At 43.9% G+C, this 18,881-nt stretch carries 21 protein-coding genes; 20 read left to right on the plus strand and 1 reads right to left on the minus strand.

Annotation, left to right across the window (positions count from 1 at the left end):
- Positions 1-34: 34 nt before the first annotated feature.
- The gene (locus tag ACSQ8O_RS16770) at positions 35-1,972 is read left to right on the plus strand and encodes a stalk domain-containing protein (protein WP_436242621.1); all 1,938 of its coding nucleotides are present in this window, start codon (positions 35-37) and stop codon (positions 1,970-1,972) included.
- An 83-nt stretch (positions 1,973-2,055) separates the two neighbouring features.
- Here ACSQ8O_RS16770 and ACSQ8O_RS16775 read toward each other — a convergent pair whose 3' ends face one another.
- Positions 2,056-3,978: an FAD-dependent oxidoreductase gene (locus ACSQ8O_RS16775; protein WP_056609749.1), complete on the minus strand. Its 1,923-nt coding sequence runs from the start codon at positions 3,976-3,978 to the stop codon at positions 2,056-2,058.
- A 190-nt stretch (positions 3,979-4,168) separates the two neighbouring features.
- Between ACSQ8O_RS16775 and rsgA the strand changes: the two genes are divergently transcribed.
- The 19 genes from rsgA to ACSQ8O_RS16870 all read left to right on the plus strand — a co-directional run bounded on the left by rsgA (position 4,169) and on the right by ACSQ8O_RS16870 (position 18,834).
- Entirely contained in the window at positions 4,169-5,233 is a 1,065-nt protein-coding gene (rsgA, locus tag ACSQ8O_RS16780; protein ID WP_436242622.1) for a ribosome small subunit-dependent GTPase A, read from the plus strand.
- A gap of 90 nt (positions 5,234-5,323) precedes the next feature.
- Positions 5,324-5,674 (plus strand): histidine triad nucleotide-binding protein, encoded by a 351-nt coding sequence (locus tag ACSQ8O_RS16785; RefSeq protein ID WP_436242623.1) that lies wholly within the window; start codon positions 5,324-5,326, stop codon positions 5,672-5,674.
- Positions 5,675-5,788: 114 nt separating this feature from the next.
- Positions 5,789-5,962 (plus strand): 30S ribosomal protein S21, encoded by a 174-nt coding sequence (gene rpsU / locus ACSQ8O_RS16790; protein WP_028558020.1) that lies wholly within the window; start codon positions 5,789-5,791, stop codon positions 5,960-5,962.
- Between the two features lie 8 nt (positions 5,963-5,970).
- On the plus strand, positions 5,971-6,414 hold the full coding sequence (locus ACSQ8O_RS16795; protein ID WP_171635233.1) for a GatB/YqeY domain-containing protein: 444 nt from the start codon (positions 5,971-5,973) through the stop codon (positions 6,412-6,414).
- A gap of 162 nt (positions 6,415-6,576) precedes the next feature.
- The gene (locus tag ACSQ8O_RS16800; RefSeq protein WP_436242624.1) at positions 6,577-7,242 is read left to right on the plus strand and encodes an NfeD family protein; all 666 of its coding nucleotides are present in this window, start codon (positions 6,577-6,579) and stop codon (positions 7,240-7,242) included.
- A 14-nt stretch (positions 7,243-7,256) separates the two neighbouring features.
- Positions 7,257-8,246, plus strand: a complete 990-nt coding sequence (gene floA, locus ACSQ8O_RS16805) for a flotillin-like protein FloA (protein ID WP_216626290.1) — start codon at positions 7,257-7,259, stop codon at positions 8,244-8,246.
- Positions 8,247-8,264: 18 nt separating this feature from the next.
- On the plus strand, positions 8,265-8,726 hold the full coding sequence (locus ACSQ8O_RS16810; RefSeq protein ID WP_436242625.1) for a hypothetical protein: 462 nt from the start codon (positions 8,265-8,267) through the stop codon (positions 8,724-8,726).
- 154 nt (positions 8,727-8,880) lie between these two features.
- Positions 8,881-9,159, plus strand: a complete 279-nt coding sequence (gene yqfC, locus ACSQ8O_RS16815) for a sporulation protein YqfC (RefSeq protein WP_056609736.1) — start codon at positions 8,881-8,883, stop codon at positions 9,157-9,159.
- A 37-nt stretch (positions 9,160-9,196) separates the two neighbouring features.
- Positions 9,197-10,390, plus strand: a complete 1,194-nt coding sequence (gene yqfD / locus ACSQ8O_RS16820) for a sporulation protein YqfD (RefSeq protein WP_056609734.1) — start codon at positions 9,197-9,199, stop codon at positions 10,388-10,390.
- A gap of 7 nt (positions 10,391-10,397) precedes the next feature.
- Complete coding sequence (locus tag ACSQ8O_RS16825; RefSeq protein ID WP_056609732.1) at positions 10,398-11,363, plus strand: PhoH family protein; 966 nt, start codon at positions 10,398-10,400, stop codon at positions 11,361-11,363.
- Positions 11,364-11,402: 39 nt separating this feature from the next.
- Complete coding sequence (locus ACSQ8O_RS16830; RefSeq protein WP_436242626.1) at positions 11,403-13,631, plus strand: HD family phosphohydrolase; 2,229 nt, start codon at positions 11,403-11,405, stop codon at positions 13,629-13,631.
- A gap of 18 nt (positions 13,632-13,649) precedes the next feature.
- The gene (ybeY, locus tag ACSQ8O_RS16835) at positions 13,650-14,186 is read left to right on the plus strand and encodes an rRNA maturation RNase YbeY (protein WP_171635240.1); all 537 of its coding nucleotides are present in this window, start codon (positions 13,650-13,652) and stop codon (positions 14,184-14,186) included.
- The gene (locus ACSQ8O_RS16840) at positions 14,186-14,890 is read left to right on the plus strand and encodes a diacylglycerol kinase (protein WP_436242627.1); all 705 of its coding nucleotides are present in this window, start codon (positions 14,186-14,188) and stop codon (positions 14,888-14,890) included. The genes ybeY and ACSQ8O_RS16840 overlap by 1 nt, the downstream gene beginning before the upstream one ends.
- Positions 14,891-14,923: 33 nt before the next feature.
- Complete coding sequence (cdd, locus tag ACSQ8O_RS16845) at positions 14,924-15,337, plus strand: cytidine deaminase (RefSeq protein ID WP_436242628.1); 414 nt, start codon at positions 14,924-14,926, stop codon at positions 15,335-15,337.
- 6 nt (positions 15,338-15,343) lie between these two features.
- A complete protein-coding gene (gene era / locus ACSQ8O_RS16850) occupies positions 15,344-16,243 on the plus strand; it encodes a GTPase Era (RefSeq protein WP_056609724.1) in 900 nt (299 codons plus the stop codon).
- Positions 16,244-16,337: 94 nt separating this feature from the next.
- On the plus strand, positions 16,338-16,490 hold the full coding sequence (locus tag ACSQ8O_RS16855; protein WP_082593664.1) for a YqzL family protein: 153 nt from the start codon (positions 16,338-16,340) through the stop codon (positions 16,488-16,490).
- Between the two features lie 48 nt (positions 16,491-16,538).
- Positions 16,539-17,288 carry a DNA repair protein RecO gene (gene recO, locus ACSQ8O_RS16860; RefSeq protein ID WP_056609722.1) on the plus strand — a complete coding sequence of 250 codons (750 nt, stop codon included), beginning with the start codon at positions 16,539-16,541 and terminating at the stop codon, positions 17,286-17,288.
- A gap of 177 nt (positions 17,289-17,465) precedes the next feature.
- A complete protein-coding gene (locus ACSQ8O_RS16865) occupies positions 17,466-18,278 on the plus strand; it encodes a pyruvate, water dikinase regulatory protein (protein WP_171635244.1) in 813 nt (270 codons plus the stop codon).
- Positions 18,279-18,369: 91 nt separating this feature from the next.
- Entirely contained in the window at positions 18,370-18,834 is a 465-nt protein-coding gene (locus ACSQ8O_RS16870; protein ID WP_082593666.1) for a YaiI/YqxD family protein, read from the plus strand.
- Positions 18,835-18,881 lie beyond the last annotated feature (47 nt).

The following is an 18,881-nucleotide window of genomic DNA, read 5'->3' on the forward strand; positions in this document are numbered from 1 at the left end:
GAACACCTTGAAAGGGAGTATGTATCTCTTGAAAATGAATAAACGAATAGGAATTCTATCACTGGCTGTTAGTATTCTTGCAGCGGGTATCGCGGGATCTCCTGCACCAACACGTGCGGATGTTGTATGGGATCATTGGACACAAGCAGAGTCGTTGCAAGCGTCTGGAAACTCCAAAGCTGCGGTACCCCATTGGGTATATCTGGCTGACCATTATGCCAGCGCGGGGGACTGGGAGAACGCGGCCCTTTTCAGTGGCAAATTAGACAAGTATTTTGACGATATCGGTGATTATGATCAAGCGATTCGTTATTATGAGCAGGAAAATCAGTATTGGGTCAATGCAGGCAAGGATTGGGGCGCTGTCAAATTACAGCGTGCGGATCAAATTCGGACAACCGTTGAATTGTATCGGGAAGAAAATATCGAGAGCATCGTGCAGGAGCGTTCCGAATCCGTCAGCTCGCGCTTGGCTAAGTTTGAACCCGAATATGGAGCATATTTAGGTGTGTACTCCGAGCAAGATCCTAAAGTTGGTAATACATTTACCAAAATGCAATCCGTTTATGGCAAAAAGCATGCAATTTACTTAGCCTATGCTCATTGGGGTCAAGGTTTTCCAGCCTCTTATGCGAAACGTGCCAAAGATGCTGGCGGTGCCTTGCAAATCGCTTGGGAGCCAGACAATGGACTAGATCCTGTTACAGACGGAGCTTATTTACGGAGCTGGGCGAAAGAAGCGAAAGCCGCTGGAATTCCAATTTTTCTACGATTTGCAGGAGAAATGAACGGTGCATGGGTGAAATGGCATGGGAATCCTGCGCAGTATATCGCGAAGTTTAGAATGCTTCATGATGTTTTTGCGACGGACGCGCCTAACGTGGCTATGGTGTGGAGTCCGGGAGATGTACCGGCTAACGATATCGATCCTTACTATCCAGGAGACGCGTATGTGGACTGGGTTGGTGTCAGTTTGTACATCGAGCCTTACGAAAATGGAGATCCATCACTACCCTCAATGCTTGCGACAAGCAACGTTGAAAGACTTACAAGATTGTACAACACCTATGCGGAGCGTAAACCTTTGATGCTGAGTGAGACTGGTGTTCCACATTACTCACATTCGGCTGGTGAAGATTACACGGAATGGGCGAAGTTGAATCTACAGCGTTTGTATGAAATTATGCCTTACAAGTATCCAAGATTGAAAGCTATTACGTATTTTAATGTGGATCAGCAAATGAATAATGCGAAGAATGACTACTCGTTATCGACTTCCTCTGATATTCAATCCTATTACAGCCAGTTGATCGCGAATCCTTATCTGCTTTCTGAAGTGAAAGACGCAGCTAAACCAGCTGACCGTGTAGGTTATGTGCCGATCGATGCTGATCACCAAGCATTTACGAAGCAGACGAGAATCATTCCTTTTATCAAAGTACCTGAAGTGTACATTGGTAAAGTGGAGTATCTCCTGAATGGTCGGGTTATTGCTTCTCAAACGAGTTTACCTTACGGACTTGATCTTAAAGCTGGCGAGGTGCCAGAAGGCTCTGTTCTACAGCTACGTGTCTTGAATAAATCCGGTCAACAAGTGGCGTTCCGCACGTTTGGAATTTCATCACAAGTTTCAGTGAATATCAATGGTAATGTACAGCAGTTTGAACAAGCCCCTGCCATTGTAAATGGATCGACATTTACGCCACTTCGAGCCATTTTCGAAGCAATGGGAGCTAAAGTTGATTATGAAGCGGCTACCCGATCCGTCACGGCAACCAAAGGGAACACTACCGTAAAGCTGACACTTGACCAAAAAACGGTCTATGTGAATGGCAAGCCGATTGAATTGGAAGAACCAGCCAGACTAGTCAATGGCTACACACTTGCGCCTGCTAGATTCGTAGGTGAAACTTTTGGCGGGATCGTCAACTGGGATGGGGCAACTAGAACGGTGTCCATTACCAGCAAATAATTGGTAAATAAAAAGCTGCTTCAATTTCTGACGACAAGTCAGATCTTGAGCAGCTTTTTGTATATAGTTTCATTTATGCAAAATTATACGTTCTGCAAAGCCTGCTCCACTTCCTGTACGATGGATAAAGCCGCGCTGCGTGCACTCGAGAATGCGCGTTCAGCAAGCTCGCCTTTCCCTGTGCAGCCGTCTCCACAGAAGTAGAACGGAATATTTTCCACGCGAGTTGGCAAAAGTCGGTTGGTTGCAATATTTTTCACACTGGAAACCATCGCTTTCTTGGATACACGCTTAACCGCAGTGACATCGCGCCAGCCTGGGTAATGCATGTCGAATAGGGCTTCCATTTGCGAGGTTTTATTGTCCAAATAGGCCTTGCGTTCCTCGTCGTTATCGAATTTATCACTTAGGTAAGCGATACCTTGCAGCAATTGTCCACCCTCTGGGACTAGTGTATGGTCTGTTGCAGAAACATCGCTGATGAATAGTTTATTATCCATGTCGCTAATGTAACTAAATGGTCTAGCGACGACGCGGCTTAATCCAATGTCATAAACCATAACTTCGGTTGCTGTGTTGGATTCATAGGGTGCTAAGAATGGTTCCCATGCCGAACCTTTAAGTAGTTTTACTACTTGTTGTACCGGCATTGCGAAGATCACTTTATCAAACGCCATTTCACGTGTTTTCGTTTTTAATACAAATTTACGATCTTCATAACGAAGTCCGTCGACACCTTCCTGTAAGGCGATTTCCCACTTGCCAGAAGTGGTCAACTTTTGTTTGAGCTGATTTGTGATAACAGCCCAGCTGCCCAAGACATAATTAACAGGCTTACTAGACAAGAACAAGTTGTGATAATACTCGCTGATTACAGCGCCGGACACGTTGCGAGCATCCTCAGGCGTAATGAAGAAGTTGGAGCAAACCAAATGCTCCCATAGCTCTTTAACATCTTCATCTGCGTTAGATTCGGCAAGATAGTCGGCTAAGGTAGCGTAGTTCTTGATATTGTGGATATTAGCAATAATGGCCGCGATTTCCCCTACAAAGCGAACTTTTTGAATCGTGCTTAGCAAATCAGTTTTGAGTAAATTAATGGCATCCAGCGGCGCGGTTGTAAGTTGATTATGCTTCGCATAGACGACTTTCCGTTTATCTACTTGTTTAGAGGAGAAGGAAAGACCAAGTTCACGTTCCATCGTAGTCAGTGTATGACGATCAATGCCGTAGATGGCATGCGCACCGTAGTTGAGCGTGAAACCTGCTTTTTCATACGTAAATGCTCGCCCTCCCAGCTGTGGACTGCGTTCAAATAGAATACCTTCTACGTGTGGATTTTCTGATAAATACGCGGCTGCTGTTAAACCAGCTAAACCTCCGCCGATAATGGCTACTTTCATTCGCTTTTCCTCCTTGGGGACGGGTTCTACCTGCAACGATGCGTAAGGTTCTTCAGAACGAAGTCCTACCCAAAGCCAGGCTAAGTTGTTTTTCATCATGGAGAGCAGGTCGGCATCATCTTGATTGCACCAAGTGAGAATCGTTCCGGTATACATGCATACAAGCAGTTCAATCTTTTTAGGCTCCGGGAGCCAGTGCATTAAGCTTTGAGTCAGGACTTTCAATTGCTGAAGTTCTTCTGATTTTACCGTGTCATTTTGTAAAGAAAGTGCCTGCAAACTACGAATTAGTCGTGGTGACATTTGAATATTCGACGATAAGTCTAAAAATAGACGATTAATATGACCTTCTAGCGATTGTACCTTCGAGGGAGGCTGTTTCACCCAATCCTGAATCAGTTGCGTTTGTTTACTGTATAATGCTGAAATAATGGCATCTTTACTTTTGAAATAATGATAAAAGGTTCCTTTGGAGGTGCTCGTTGCTGCGATAATATCATCGACAGATACGTTCTCGTAGCCTTTCTCCATGAACATCGTTAGGGCAACTTCCATCATTACATCACGCTTTTTGCGGGTCGAGGCTCTCATGAATTGACTCATCCGCTCACTCCATTCAAACGATCCATTTACACTTATTATATGCAAAAATAGACTTGTAGTCTACAAGTGAATTGACCGGCGTCCAAAAGGATCCGCGGATTAAATAATCTAACTCATTCTTTCCCGTGTGAAGCTCTTCAGTTCGGTATATACTTCACCTTAGAACATCTTGAGAGGATGAAATAACCACTTGAATAAAGCAGATTTAGGATGGCATGTAAGTTTCGAAAAAGCATTTGAACCCTATCTTAATGAAGAAGGATTTGTCGCAGGCCGCGTCTCCTTAGAACATAAACATATGTATCGCGTTCAGACAGAAGTTGGCGAAGTGTTGGCTGAAGTTTCTGGCAAAATGCGTCACCAAGCTCTACGCCGCGAGGATTACCCAGCAGTAGGGGATTGGGTCGTGATATCAATCCGTGAAGGAGAGCAGCGTGCTGTGATCCATGCCGTGCTTCCTCGTCGAAGTAAGTTTTCCCGTAAAGTGGCTGGACAAGTCACAGAAGAGCAAATTGTTGCGACCAATGTAGATACCGTTTTTCTGGTAAACGCTTTGAACCAAGATTTTAATGTTCGTCGAATTGAGCGCTACTTAGTCCTCGCCTGGGAAAGCGGCGCTAATCCCGTCATCGTATTAAGCAAATCTGATCTGTGCGAGAAACCAGATGAGTTGGCAGCGGAAGTGGCGGCTATTGCCATTGGCGTACCCATTCATATCATTAGCTCTGCCGAAAATCGCGGCTTAGATGAACTTGCTGGCTATATGACTCGCGGACAGACGGTTGCGCTGCTAGGCTCATCAGGGGTAGGGAAATCAACCTTAGTGAATCGAATTTATGGCAGAGATATTTTGAACACGGGAGACATTCGATCTGGGGATGACAAAGGGAAGCATACGACAACGCATCGTGAGCTGATTTTACTGCCGGATGGCGGTATTTTGATCGATACACCAGGAATGAGAGAACTGCAGCTTTGGAGCGCTTCCGATGGGTTGAGTACATCCTTCCAGGATATTGAGGAATTCGCTGAGCAATGCTTCTTTCAAGATTGTAAGCATGAGAATGAACCGAAATGTGCGGTGAAATCCGCGTTAGACTCGGGAGCTTTGTCCGCGGAGCGTTTTCAGAATTATGTGAAATTACAGAAGGAACTGGCTTATTTGGCTCGCAAAGAGGACAAAGGACTTCAAGCAGCTGAGAAAGCAAAATGGAAGAAGATCCACCAATCCCTCAAAAGTCAACCTCATCGCTAATTTCGATAAGATTTGGATTGGATTTTTTGAGAGCTTTCCGATAAACTTATAAGTAAGTAGGATAACAATGTCGGGAGGACGAATGGATCAATGAGTGATTGTATCTTTTGTAAAATCATTGCGGGGGAGCTTCCCTCTAAGAAAGTCTATGAAGATGATCAGATTCTAGCTTTTCATGATATTCAGCCTGCAGCACCGATTCACGTCCTTATTATTCCGAAGAAACACTTTGCTTCACTATCGGCAGGACAGCCGGAAGATTGGGCAGTCGTGGGGCAAATGCAGCGTGTGGCTGCGCAAATTGCTAGAGAGCTAGAGGTAGAAGAATCCGGGTACCGTGTGATCACGAACATTGGAGCAAACGCTGGTCAAATCGTTCACCATTTGCATTATCATTTGATGGCCGGTGCTAGATTGGCACCGCTTGGGGTCCATAACTAATCTTTCTAGTAGGAAAGATCAGTTTTGCGATTGACACCCTAATTACTATCACCTATAATGAGATTTGATGAACCGTTTTGTCTTAGATGGTCTGTTCGGAGGGAGGGAAAACTGTTGTCAGAAACTCGAGTTCGTAAGAACGAAACTATAGATGCTGCACTTCGTCGCTTTAAGCGTTCCATCGCTAAGGATGGCGTTCTTGCAGAAGTTAAGAAACGTAAGCATTATGACAAGCCTAGCGTTAAGCGTAAGCTTAAATCTGAGGCTGCTCGTAAAAGAAAGTTCTAGGAGGCAACATGAGCTTAAGCGATCGATTGAACGAAGATATGAAACAAGCGATGAAGAGTCAGGACAAGTTTAAGCTCTCTGTAATTCGAATGGTACGTTCTACGATTAAGAATTCTGAGATTGATCTGAAAAGACCCTTAGACGACAATGAAGTGCTTGATGTTCTAACTCGTGAGATCAAACAGCGTAAGGATTCCCTCCAAGAATTTAGCAAGGCAGGTCGTGACGATCTAGCCGACAACCTGAAGGCGGAACTTGTTATTCTAGCTGAGTACATGCCGCAACAGCTTTCTGAGGAAGAAGTGAAAGCCATTGTACAGCAGACCATCCAGCAAATTGGTGCTTCTTCCAAAGCGGATATGGGCAAAGTGATGACGGCATTGATGCCTCAGGTTAAAGGACGCGCTGATGGTAAACTTATCAATCAGTTAGTTCAACAATTATTAGGTTAATACCAAATATGTTTCGTGAAGACCAAGTGGATTATTCCATTTGGTCTTTTTTCTACATAATCAGAAGCTTTTTCAAAATTTCTACTAATTTCCGAAACAGTTCATAAGTTAATACGTACATACCTATTGAGTAGGAAGTTTGAAGGGAAGGAGTGAACGACGATGTTTCTCGATAATCTATCCGCGTTTCTGACTCACCCTGTGACAGGTACTGTATTATTGATGGTTGGGATTATTGGAATAGCGCTGGAGCTGCTTTTTTTCAGTAGTGGATTGTTGGCTTTGGCGGGGGTTGCTGGCTTTGGTTTATATTTCTTAGGTTTTTACTTAGCTGGCTTTGCGAGTTTTGGAGACTTAGCCGTCTTGGGACTTGGTTTGGTTCTCTTGATTTTAGAATTGGTTGTGCCAAGTTTCGGTATTCTAAGTGTTCTAGGGGCGATTTGCCTATTCGGCGGTGTGCTGATGGCTTCTTCAGATCCTAAGGAAGCAGCGTTCATGTTAATTATTGCTTTACTAGTGGCTATTGTGGTTATCATTGCAGCAATTAGAACGTTTAAACATCGCGGCGTTTGGAACCGTTTCATTCTCAAGGAGCAGCTAACCACGAGCAAGGGTTTTACATCTAGCCCAGATCGATCTAATTTAGTTGGTTTGACGGGGGAAGCCATAACGCCATTGCGACCAGCAGGTACGGCGTTGATTCAAGGAGAACGAGTTGATGTTGTCACGCATGGTAGTTTTATTTCCGTAAATAAAGCAATTATCGTTGTGGAAGTTGAAGGGGTTCGTGTTGTGGTGAAAGCCGCGGATGACCAACCTAATCATTAGGAGGATACAAACAAATGACGATTGAACCAGGCTTATACTTAGTGCTGCTTGCGGCCATCATTATCATCGTGTTATCGATTTTACTAAGTGTTGTACCCGTTATGCTATGGATTTCTGCGCTGGCTTCCGGTGTAAGAATCAGCATTATTACCTTGATTGCGATGAGACTGCGCCGGGTTACCCCAAGTCGAATTGTGAACCCAATGATTAAAGCAACGAAAGCCGGGATTGATCTTAGTGTCAATCAATTGGAAAGTCACTACCTAGCTGGAGGTAATGTTGACCGAGTTGTGAACGCATTAATTGCTGCACATCGTGCCAAAATTCATTTGGAGTTTGAGCGCGCGGCGGCCATTGATTTGGCGGGTCGTGATGTGTTGTTAGCTGTTCAGATGAGTGTAAATCCGCGTGTTATTGAAACGCCGAATGTTTCAGCCGTCGCGAAGAACGGTATTGAAGTAAAGGTTATTGCGAGAGTTACGGTTCGTGCGAACATTGATCGACTCGTAGGTGGAGCCGGCGAAGAGACAATTATTGCCCGTGTCGGAGAGGGGATCGTGACAACCGTAGGTTCCAGTGAATCTCATAAGGATGTCCTAGAAAATCCAGACATGATCTCACGTACTGTTTTAGGTAAAGGTTTGGATGCGGGGACAGCTTTTGAAATTCTGTCTATTGATATTGCGGATGTGGATGTTGGTAAAAATATTGGTGCTCATTTGCAAACAGAGCAAGCGGAGGCAGACAAACGTATTGCTCAGGCGAAAGCAGAGGAACGCCGCGCAATGGCCGTTGCAGCAGAACAGGAAATGAAAGCACGAGTTGTTGAAATGCGTGCTAAGGTTGTTGAGTCAGAGTCACAAGTACCTCTTGCCATGGCTGAAGCTCTGCGAAATGGTCAATTAGGCGTTATGGATTACATGAATCTCAAAAATATTGAATCCGATACGCAAATGCGTTCCTCTTTAGGTAAAGTAAACGATGGGAAAAATGAAAAAGAATAAGGTTTGTGAGGTGATCAAATGGAACAGCTTATCGCATTTTTATTTAAGAACTGGTATTTGGTCATTATAGCGTTAACCTTCTTCTATCAAATACAAAGCAGACGCAAGCGAGCTGAGCAGAGTGCGCAAAGGAAGGGCATGCCGACCTTTGGTAACGGCCCAGGCGACGCTAGAAGGCCTGCAGAAGCGAAGAAAGTACAATCAGGTCATTTGGCTCAAGCTAGTCGTCCAGAGCGCACACGAGACGAATTTAATCAGTCTGGGCTTGGTAAATCAAGCGCAACTGCTCAGAAGCAGAAGCCCTCACCTTTCACGCCAGTTGTGAAAAGTGGAACAACAGTAACTTCACCTATTTATGCTGATGAGATCTCAACTGCAAGTCAATTTCCAGATCAACCGAATCGGGATCAAGTTCTTCAAGGCGTTGTTTGGGCAGAGATATTAGGCCCGCCACGTGCCAAAAAGCCATACCGTCGATGACGACCATTTCATGAACGTCCTCTTGCTAATGCGAGGAGACGTTTTTTTTATGCCTCTTTTTCATAAAAGCGGCTACTGTCGCATAATTTGGTAGAAAGTCTATGCGCCTTTTCTGCATTCTCGATCTTCTAGTTAGAGGGGGTACTGCCCAGCTATGCGTCGCTTGACCCGCAAATGGAACCAGTTCACGGCCAAGATCCTTGATCTTCCCCAAGATGTTGTACAGGATTTGCCGCGAATCACGATGATCGGCAACGTACAGCTTTATGTTGAGAACCACCGGGGCGTACTGCATTTTTCCAGTGAAATTCTGAAGCTGGAGTTAGCGAAAGGAACGCTGGAAGTATGCGGCCAACAATTGGTCATAAGAGCGATTCTTTCAGAAGAGGTATTCATTGAAGGCATCATCGATCATGTGAAATATATGCCTTAATGTAGTGGTAGTGCGAATGAGAACTGGAGGCTGAGTCATGAAACAATCCCTATTCATTGCCCGTTTGCGTGGCTATGTACGCATACAAATTAGAGGCAAGGACTGCGAAAGGTTGATTCGTCCCATGGTGGAGGGGGGCTTCTCCATTTGGGATATTCAAACTGGCAAAGATGGGAAGCTGGAGCTGTACATCCTTATCAAAGATTTCTTCCGACTTCGGCCGCTTTTGAAACGGACAGGCTGCAGAATGCATGTGGTAGAGCGGTTTGGGCTGCCATTTTTTATGGATAAAATTGGACGGAGAAAAGTATTATTTGGCGGCATTGCTGCTTTCATTATTAGTCTCTATGTGCTCACGTCTTTGGTGTGGCAAGTGAGTGTGGACGGCAATGACCGTATTGCATCGTCTGACATTTTGCAGGCCGCATCCAAGCAAGGCATACATAAGTTTCAGTGGAAATTTAAGTTGGACAAGACCGAGGATCTCTCACGGGCTATTCAGCAGCAATTGCCTAGTGCAGCGTGGGTTGGTGTCGAAATTCGAGGAACGCACATCACAATTAAGGTTGTTGAGGCGACCATCCCAGGAAAAGGTCCATTGAAAAATCCGCGAAACATTGTGGCTTCCAAAAGTGCGCTCGTAACGGAAATACAATCGGTAAAGGGAAAGCCGATGGTTAAACCGAATACCTATGTCCGCAAAGGGGCTGTTTTGATCTCGGGTACGATTGGCGACGAGCAAAATAGTCAAATCGTGGTCGCAGATGGTAAGATAAGAGGAGTGGTCTGGTATACCTCCCGAATTGAAGCTCCGCTTACGAAACAATATAAGGTCTTCACAGGGGAAACAGAACATCGAAGTTATCTTGTAGTAGGTTCAAGAGCGTTGCAGCTTACAGGCTATGGGAAGACGGCATTCGAACAATTTGAAACGATACCTGATCGCAAAACACTAGCTTGGCGCTCATTTTCAATCCCACTAGGTTGGCTACATGAGAAAATAATGGAGGTACATGTCGTTGAGGAGCCTGTGGAAGCGGCGAACGCGAAAAAGGTGGGTATCGAGCAAGCTAGAGCTAAATTATTGGCCGCTGCAGGCGAGGATGCGAGGATCGTTGGAGAAAAAATTTTGCATGAAAAAACAGAGAATGGTAAAATTTATATAGACGTTCATTTCGAGGTCGAAGAGAATATTGCTGAAGAACAACCAATTGTGACACAAGGAGAATGAGGCCCTGTTGATAGAAAATGCGCAATCTGTAAAAATTACATTGAAAAATCCAAACGAAGGACTAGCTTTGTTTGGTCCGCAGGATAAATTCTTACATGTCATCGAACGAGAAATTGAAGCTCAAATCTTTACGCGCGAAGCCGAAATAACAATACAGGGCAGAGCTGCGGAAGTGAACTCACTTCAGCAGCTTTTTGAAGTTCTGCTGCAGCTGATTCGCAATAATTACACGGTAACTGAGCGTGATGTTCTATATGCTGTTGAGTTAGCGAAGCAAATGAAAGCAGAGCAATTATTGGATCTGTTCAAAGGTGAAATTACATCCACACATAAAGGAAAGCCGATTCGTGTCAAAACGATTGGGCAGAAGAAGTATGTGGACACGATCAAGAAGAAGGATATTGTCTTTGGGATAGGTCCAGCAGGAACAGGTAAGACCTATTTAGCAGTAGTTCTTGCCGTGACGCGATTGAAAGAAGGGGCTGTCAAACGTATTGTTCTCACACGTCCAGCCGTCGAAGCAGGGGAAAGTTTAGGGTTTCTGCCAGGGGACTTACAGGAAAAAGTTGACCCTTATTTACGCCCATTGTATGATGCTCTTAATGACGTCCTTGGGCCTGAGCAAGTTGCGAAGTCACTAGAGCGTGGACTCATCGAAATCGCCCCTTTAGCTTATATGAGAGGGCGTACGTTGGATGATTCCTTCATCATTCTGGATGAAGCACAGAACACGACGCCAGAGCAAATGAAAATGTTCCTAACGAGACTTGGTTTCGGTTCCAAAATGGTCATTACAGGCGATGTGACACAGATTGACTTACCTAGAGGGAAATCCTCTGGTTTGGTTGAAGCGTCCCGTATTCTTAGTGGTATTGAAGAACTGGGGTTTATTTATTTTGATGAAGGTGATGTTGTACGACATTCACTTGTTCAGAAAATAATTGTTGCCTATAACGCTGAAATGAATAAGTAGTGATGTAGGTTGGATAGATAGAGAGGAATGACCTCCGTAATGAAAAATGAAGTGCAGATGAAGGGCAAATTTCATTACCGGCTGAGCGGATGGAAATACAATACTGGCTTAAGAGTACTCTTGTTTCTCATATTGGGATTGATATTCTATGCCACCCTCTATGCTAAGCTCGTTCCACAAGTATTCGATATTACCTTAGGTATGAAGAGTGAGAAGACGATTTACGCGCCAGAGCAGATTGAGAACGCTGTCGCTACGGAGCAAGCCAAAGAGGATGCTGCGAAGCGCGTTCAACCTGTTTATCGGATCGTTAATCTCAAGAATGAAGTCATTAGTGATGCTATTTTTGATAAATTATCTCAGATCAATGCCGATGAAGAAGTGAAGTTTGATGATAAGGTCAGCATTTACCGCCGTGTCATCCCACAGCTTATTAGTGATTTGACGAATGATAGCATCAAAACATTGCGAAATAGTGGGCAATATAATGATTTGTTATTAGAACAAATTCAACTTGGACTATCGGATCAGAAATATCCGCTTCCGGAGGAAGTTTATTTTAAACTGCCGCGGTTGACCAAGGAAGACCTTGCTGACATGCGTCCTGTAACCAGAGAGATTGTTATGAAATTGATGAATGACCAAATTCTTGATGCACAGACAGCACGGGCTAAGGTAGCAGAGGTTGTGAATACGTCCACGCTAGCAAAGAATACATCCCGTGAAATGGTAACGGAGATCGCTAGAGCGTTGATTACCCCGAATAAATTTTTTGATCAAAAGGGTACCGATGATGCGAAAGGACAAGCTAGGGGCAACATGAAGACCGTTTATATTAATAAGAATGATGTCCTGGTTAAAGCCGGAGATGTCATTACGGAAGAAATATACACGCGGTTGGAAAAGCTGAAGCTGCTAAAGGATAAAGCGAATCATTTGCCTCAGCTCGGTCTTGGCATCCTTTGTGCACTCTTGTCATTTGTGATCTTTATATTTGTTAGACAGAGTAACTTGCAGGTCAAATACAATAATTTGCAACTGGTTATGCTTGTTCTCATCTTCGTGATGAATATTGCTGGTATGAAAATCATTTCACTGCTCCAGAATTTTGATTATCCATTTATTGGGTATTTGGCTCCAACAGCACTCGGCAGCATATTGATCGCTATATTACTGGATGCACCGCTTGCTTTTATTTCATCTGTTTTGTTCTCAATCATTGCAAGTATTATTTTTAATACAGAGCATGATGCGTTATTCGATTTTCGGTTTGGCTTAGTTAGCCTAGTTATTTGTTTTAGCGGTGTCTTTACGATTCAACGTGCAAGTCAGCGTGCGACAATTTTGAAAGCGGGCTTAATGATCGCCTTTTTCTCCATGCTAACGATCACGGCGATGCTGTTGATGGAAGATCACTTTCAACAAAGAGAAGCACTAATGTCCTTGTCTTTCGCTACAGCTGGAGGACTTGTAACAGTCGTTTTCGTCATCGGATTGCTTCCGTTTTTTGAAGCTTCTTTCGGAATTCTGTCTCCGCTTAAGCTGGTAGAGCTTTCAAATCCTAATCATCCACTGCTACGCAAGCTGCTAACGGAAACACCAGGGACGTATCATCACAGCGTGATGGTTGGCAACCTGTCCGAAGCTGCTGCTGAATCCATTGGTGCAGATGGTCTTTTGTGCCGGGTAGGTTCGTACTATCATGATATTGGCAAAACCAAGCGGCCTAGCTACTTTATTGAAAATCAAACGAATATCGAGAATCCGCATGATCGAATAGATCCGAATCTTAGCAAGTCCATTATTATTGCGCATCCGCGCGATGGTGTTGATATGCTGAAGGATTATAAAATGCCTAAACCGATCCGCGATATCGCTGAACAGCATCATGGAACAACACTATTGCACTTTTTCTATCATAAAGCGAAGAAGCAAGCTGAAGAAGAGAATAGTGAGAAAGGGATACGTGAAGAAGATTTTCGTTATCCTGGGCCTAAAGCACAATCGAAGGAAGCGGCTATTGTCGGAATTGCAGATAGTGTGGAGGCAGCGGTACGTTCACTACGTAACCCAACCCTCGAACAAATCGATTCCATGGTAACCAAAATTATTAAATCACGCTTGGACGATGGTCAATTCAACGAATGTGACCTCACATTGAAGGAGCTTGATAAGATTGCTAAAACATTGAATGAAACTTTGTTAGGCATCTTCCATTCTCGCATTGAATATCCAAGTGAATTAACGGCTAAGAAGCCAGGAGCATAAGAAGGAGGGCTTATCCCTATGGCAAGTGTAGATTTGACATTAGCATGGAGCAGTGAACAAGAAGAGAAAGAAATCTCGCCTGCGTTCATTGAAAAGCTCGAGGAGCTTCTCAAGCTTGCAGGTGAGATTGAAGGCGTATCAGAAGGTGAGGTTGCCCTCACGTTCGTTGATGATGAGACGATCCAAGATTTGAACAAGCAATACCGCAATTTAGACAAGCCTACAGATGTCCTATCCTTTGCAATGAGTGAATTTGGGGATGACGAGATTCAAATTAACTATGAAGATGATGGTGACGATTCTGAGGGAGAGCTAGAAGAAGGTGAAACCGTATCAGAGGCGTTCATCGAGCCGCTTGGCGATATTATTATTTCCGTACCACGTGCGATTGCGCAAGCGGAAGAGTATGGTCATTCCGTTGAACGTGAGCTTGGATTCTTATTTGTCCATGGCTTCTTGCATCTGATTGGATATGATCACCAGAGTGAAGAAGAAGAGAAAGTGATGTTCGCTAAACAGGAGGACATTTTGCAGAAGGCAGGCTTGACACGCTAATGTCAGGCGGCTTCCGTAAATGGCGCAGAAGCTTTCGGTATGCCTATGAAGGAATCAAATATGCACTAGATACGCAGCGAAATATGAAATTTCATTTTTCCGTTGCGTTTCTTGTGTTATTAGCAGCTCTTTTCATTCATTTATCCAAAACCGATATTTTGTTTATTTTGTTGGCCGTCACACTTATGATTGTCACAGAATTAATTAATACGGCTGTCGAGAAAACGGTGGATCTAGCTATGCCAGACCGCCATCCGCTAGCCAAAATTGCGAAGGACGTCGCCGCGGCGTCCGTATTGGTGTCTGCTATGTTTGCAATCGTTGTCGGTTTAGTTGTCTTCTATGAGCCTGTCGATCGATTGTTAAGGCACGCCAGACTCGAAGAAACACCGATGTCAGCGGGTTCGATATGGATCTTGATAGCTTTAGTCATGCTAACAGTTATCGTAATTGAGACTAGGTTCTCGGACAAAGGGAAACTAGTTAGACCAAGTTTGTTAACAGCTATCGCCTTTGCGATTGCTACTGTCATATTGGTATTAGTCACCGAAACGATCGCCGCGTTACTTGGGTATACGCTGTCTATTATTATCCTTATTGTCTTGTATGATAAGAAAACAAGGCCCTTCCCAGCACTCTTTTTGGGAGCAATGATTGGTATTGTAGTGACGATCCTCGCTTTTTCCTGCTTAAACATGCTATAACTTAACTATTACTAAATAAAAGGGTGGATGGCTATGAATCCGCAAGAACTCATTGAATTCGCTAAAGAAGCGATGAAGCGAGCCTATACGCCTTATTCTAACTTTCAGGTCGGTGCCGCATTATTGGATGCGAATGGACACGTGCACTTAGGGTGTAATGTCGAAAATGCAGCCTATGGACCGACGAATTGTGCCGAGAGAACTGCGTTATTCCGTGCTATTGCAGATGGGCATCCGAGGGGATCCTTTCAAGCAATCGCGGTAACTGGAGATACGGAAGGGCCGATTTCGCCATGTGGCGTATGTCGACAAGTATTAATTGAATTGTGCGAACCGGAAATGCCTGTTTATTTGAGTAATCTCAAAGGAGCTTTCGTTCAAACGACGGTGGCTGCTTTATTGCCAGGCGCTTTTACAACGAAAGATTTGCACATAAATGGAGGATAAGTAGAAGTGGCCAAAAAAGAATTTAAATCAGGGTTTGTTGCGATTATCGGACGCCCAAATGTCGGGAAATCAACACTAATGAACCAAATTATCGGACAAAAGATTGCGATCATGTCAGATAAGCCTCAAACAACTAGGAATAAGATCCATGGTGTATATACATCGGATAATGGGCAAATTGTATTTCTAGACACACCAGGTATCCATAAACCTACGTCTAAGTTAGGTGATTACATGAGTAAAGTTGCTCATGGGACACTTGGTGAAGTAGATGCTGTATTATTTTTGGTAGACGTTGCAGATGGTATAGGTGGTGGAGACCGTTATATTATCGAGCAGTTAAAGCATATTGAAACGCCAGTAATTTTGGTCTTAAATAAAATCGACCTCGTTCAGCCTGAGGCTCTGCTTGCCATTATTACGAATTACAAAGACCTGTATAATTTTGCTGAAATCGTACCTGTGTCTGCGTTGAAAGGGAACAATGTAACGACGCTTCTAGAGCAAATTATTCGCTACTTGCCGGAAGGCCCTCAATACTATCCTGCGGACCAAATTACAGATCACCCGGAGCAATTCGTATGTGCGGAGCTTGTACGCGAGAAAATTTTGCATATGACACGGGAAGAAATTCCACACTCTATTGCCGTACAGATTGAAGATATGCGTGTCGAACCGAATGGGATCGTTCATATCTCCGCGGTCATTTTCGTGGAACGTGAGTCGCAAAAAGGAATCGTTATCGGTAAACAAGGTGCGTTGCTGAAGGAAATTGGGCGACAAGCCCGTCGAGATATTGAAACACTTCTAGGCTCCAAAACATTCTTAGAATTATGGGTGAAAGTCAAGAAAGACTGGAGAAATCAAGACAGAGTCCTTCGTGATCTTGGTTTCCGCCACGAGTAATTTTTTTTCCTAAGAGTACCAGTTTTTACATCGCATACTGAGGCGCCCAATGCACATCCTATGAACATCACGTTCGATGGGGAGGATGCTGAACATGAAAGATTTTTCGTGGACGTATTTTTCAAAGACCGGTGATGTGGACGCCTATCTGCTGTACAAACAAGTAACGGGAGAACCTGGCATGGATTCAGAAGTGCAAGAAGAGGATCAAAGTAACGAAGAGCCGCTTGATGGTCTGAATATGTGACAGTAAGAATTCATGTATTCAGAGAGCGGCATTCATGGGGGAAGCTATTTGCTGCATAGCGTTGAAGGAATTGTCATTCGTAGTATGGACTACGGAGAAGGCAACAAAATTATTCGTTTATTCACCCCCGAGCTGGGGAAAGTGGGAGTCATGGCTCGCGGTGCGAAGAAACTGAAAAGCAAACATGGCGCCGTTACGCAGCTGTTTACGTACGGCGATTTTGTTTTTTTCAAACAACGAGGTCAGATGGGATCTCTTAACGGGGCAGAAATTATTGAGGCACATCATGCGCTGAGAGAAGACTTACATAAATCAGCCTATGCTTCGTATTTAGCTGAGATGACGGATCGCATGCTGGGTGATGAAGAGGGAAATAACTACATATTTGAACAGCTCAAGGCTGGTTTAATGGCAATTGAAGAAAATAAGGATATGCAAATTGTCACCCATTTATATGAAATGAAAATGTTTGATTTAGCTGGCTATTTACCAATAACGGATGCCTGTGTCGCCTGTGGTGAAACTACAGGAATCACGACTTTCGGTCCTAATATGGGTGGTACATTATGTAGTCGGTGTCGGTTTAAAGATCCTTCTGCGATTGCAATTGGTGAAGGAGCGCAGAAACTGCTTAGACTTTTTCCAAGAATGGATATGCGCAGACTGGGTTCTGTGCAAGTGAAAGCTGAGACGAAAGAGCAGCTTAAGCAATGCATGCGTGCCTACATGGACGTTCATATTGGTGTACAGTGGAAATCAAGAGGTTTCATTGAACAAATGGAGAAATACAATATTTAAGTGACGATGGATTCAATTGACATGTGTTTCTCCCTTTGATATGATGTGGTGGAAAACACCTCGCCCTTGTGCTGTCCGCATATCGGTGAGGTTTTTCTCATGCTGTCGTTCTGTTCTAATGTTCTTTACATACAAATGCTAGTGTAGGGTCTGTCCCTGCTGAAAGGGGTTAGGAAGATGGAACATCCACAACCTACTCGTGTTTATGTTGTTTCTGATTCTGTGGGTGAAACAGGAGAATCTGTCGTTCGGGCAGCTGCTATGCAATTTCATCCAGTGCCTGTTGAAATCGTACGTGCTCCTTTTATTCACGATTTCGAGGGTATCGATAAAGTGATCAATGGGATTCGAACGCATGGAGGAATCGTTGTATTTACGTTAGTTATCCCCGAGCTGCGTGACGATTTGATAACGAAAGCGAAACAATATGATATTCCCTATATCGATTTGCTTGGACCCGTTGTGACGACGCTAGGGAAAGCATTACGGCAAGAACCACGTAGACAACCTGGAATGATCCATCCATTGGATGAAGATTATTTCAAGAAGGTTGAAGCCGTTGAATTTGCGGTTAAATATGATGATGGTCGTGATTTTAGCGGCATTCAGAAAGCCGATATCATTCTATTAGGTGTATCGCGTACGTCCAAAACACCATTATCTATGTATTTAGCGCACAAAAGATTGAAAGTGGCGAATGTGCCATTAGTACCGGAAATGCAGCCGCCTGCAGCCATTTATACCGTACCAAAGGATAAGATTATTGGGCTGCGTATTGATCCTGATAAGTTGAATGTGATCCGTCAAGAACGACTTCGTACACTTGGTCTTGCAGAAAATGCAACCTATGCGAATGTAGAACGTATTAAAATAGAACTGGATTTTGCTGATAAAATTATGAGTAAAATCGGGTGTGTTATCTTTGATGTATCAAATCGCGCTGTTGAAGAAACAGCCAGTTTAATTATGGATCACATTGAACATATCTAGTAAGCTTTTATGTTCTGGCTTGCAGGATTTTTTGCAAGTCCATCGTATATAATAGTACGGTGAGATTTCTTCTGAAGGCAGGGGCTGACACTTGAGTGCAAGAAGTATAATCGTTGATGCCGATGCTTGTCCTGTAAAGTCGGAAATCGAACAGGCAGGTAGGCAGTTTGGCGTACAAGTTGTTCTAGTTGCTTCATTCGATCATAAGATGAAGGAAAATCCAGGTGTGAAGGTAGTTCAAGTAGATCGTTCCGATCAATCTGTCGATTTATATATTGCCAATCAGATTCGGTCAGGTGATATTCTGGTAACACAAGACTTTGGACTCGCCGCGTTAGGTTTAGCGAAGGGTTCGATTTGTTTGACGAATCGGGGGCAGGAATATACCGATAGTTCGATTGATTATCTGTTGGAACGCCGCCATGCCTCCGCCAAAATGCGAAGAAATGGTAAGCATACGAAAGGGCCAAAACCCTTTACAGAGACAGATCGTAAAAATTTTCTACATGGTTTGACAAATCTTTTAAAAAATTTGCAGGAAATCGAAAACAAGTAGCGAATAGTAATTAGTCGGAAAAGCGACCTGAATTGTAGGTGGATTGA

The sequence above is a fragment of the Paenibacillus sp. LjRoot56 genome, from assembly GCF_964253335.1.
Classification (GTDB): domain Bacteria; phylum Bacillota; class Bacilli; order Paenibacillales; family NBRC-103111; genus Paenibacillus_E; species Paenibacillus_E allorhizoplanae.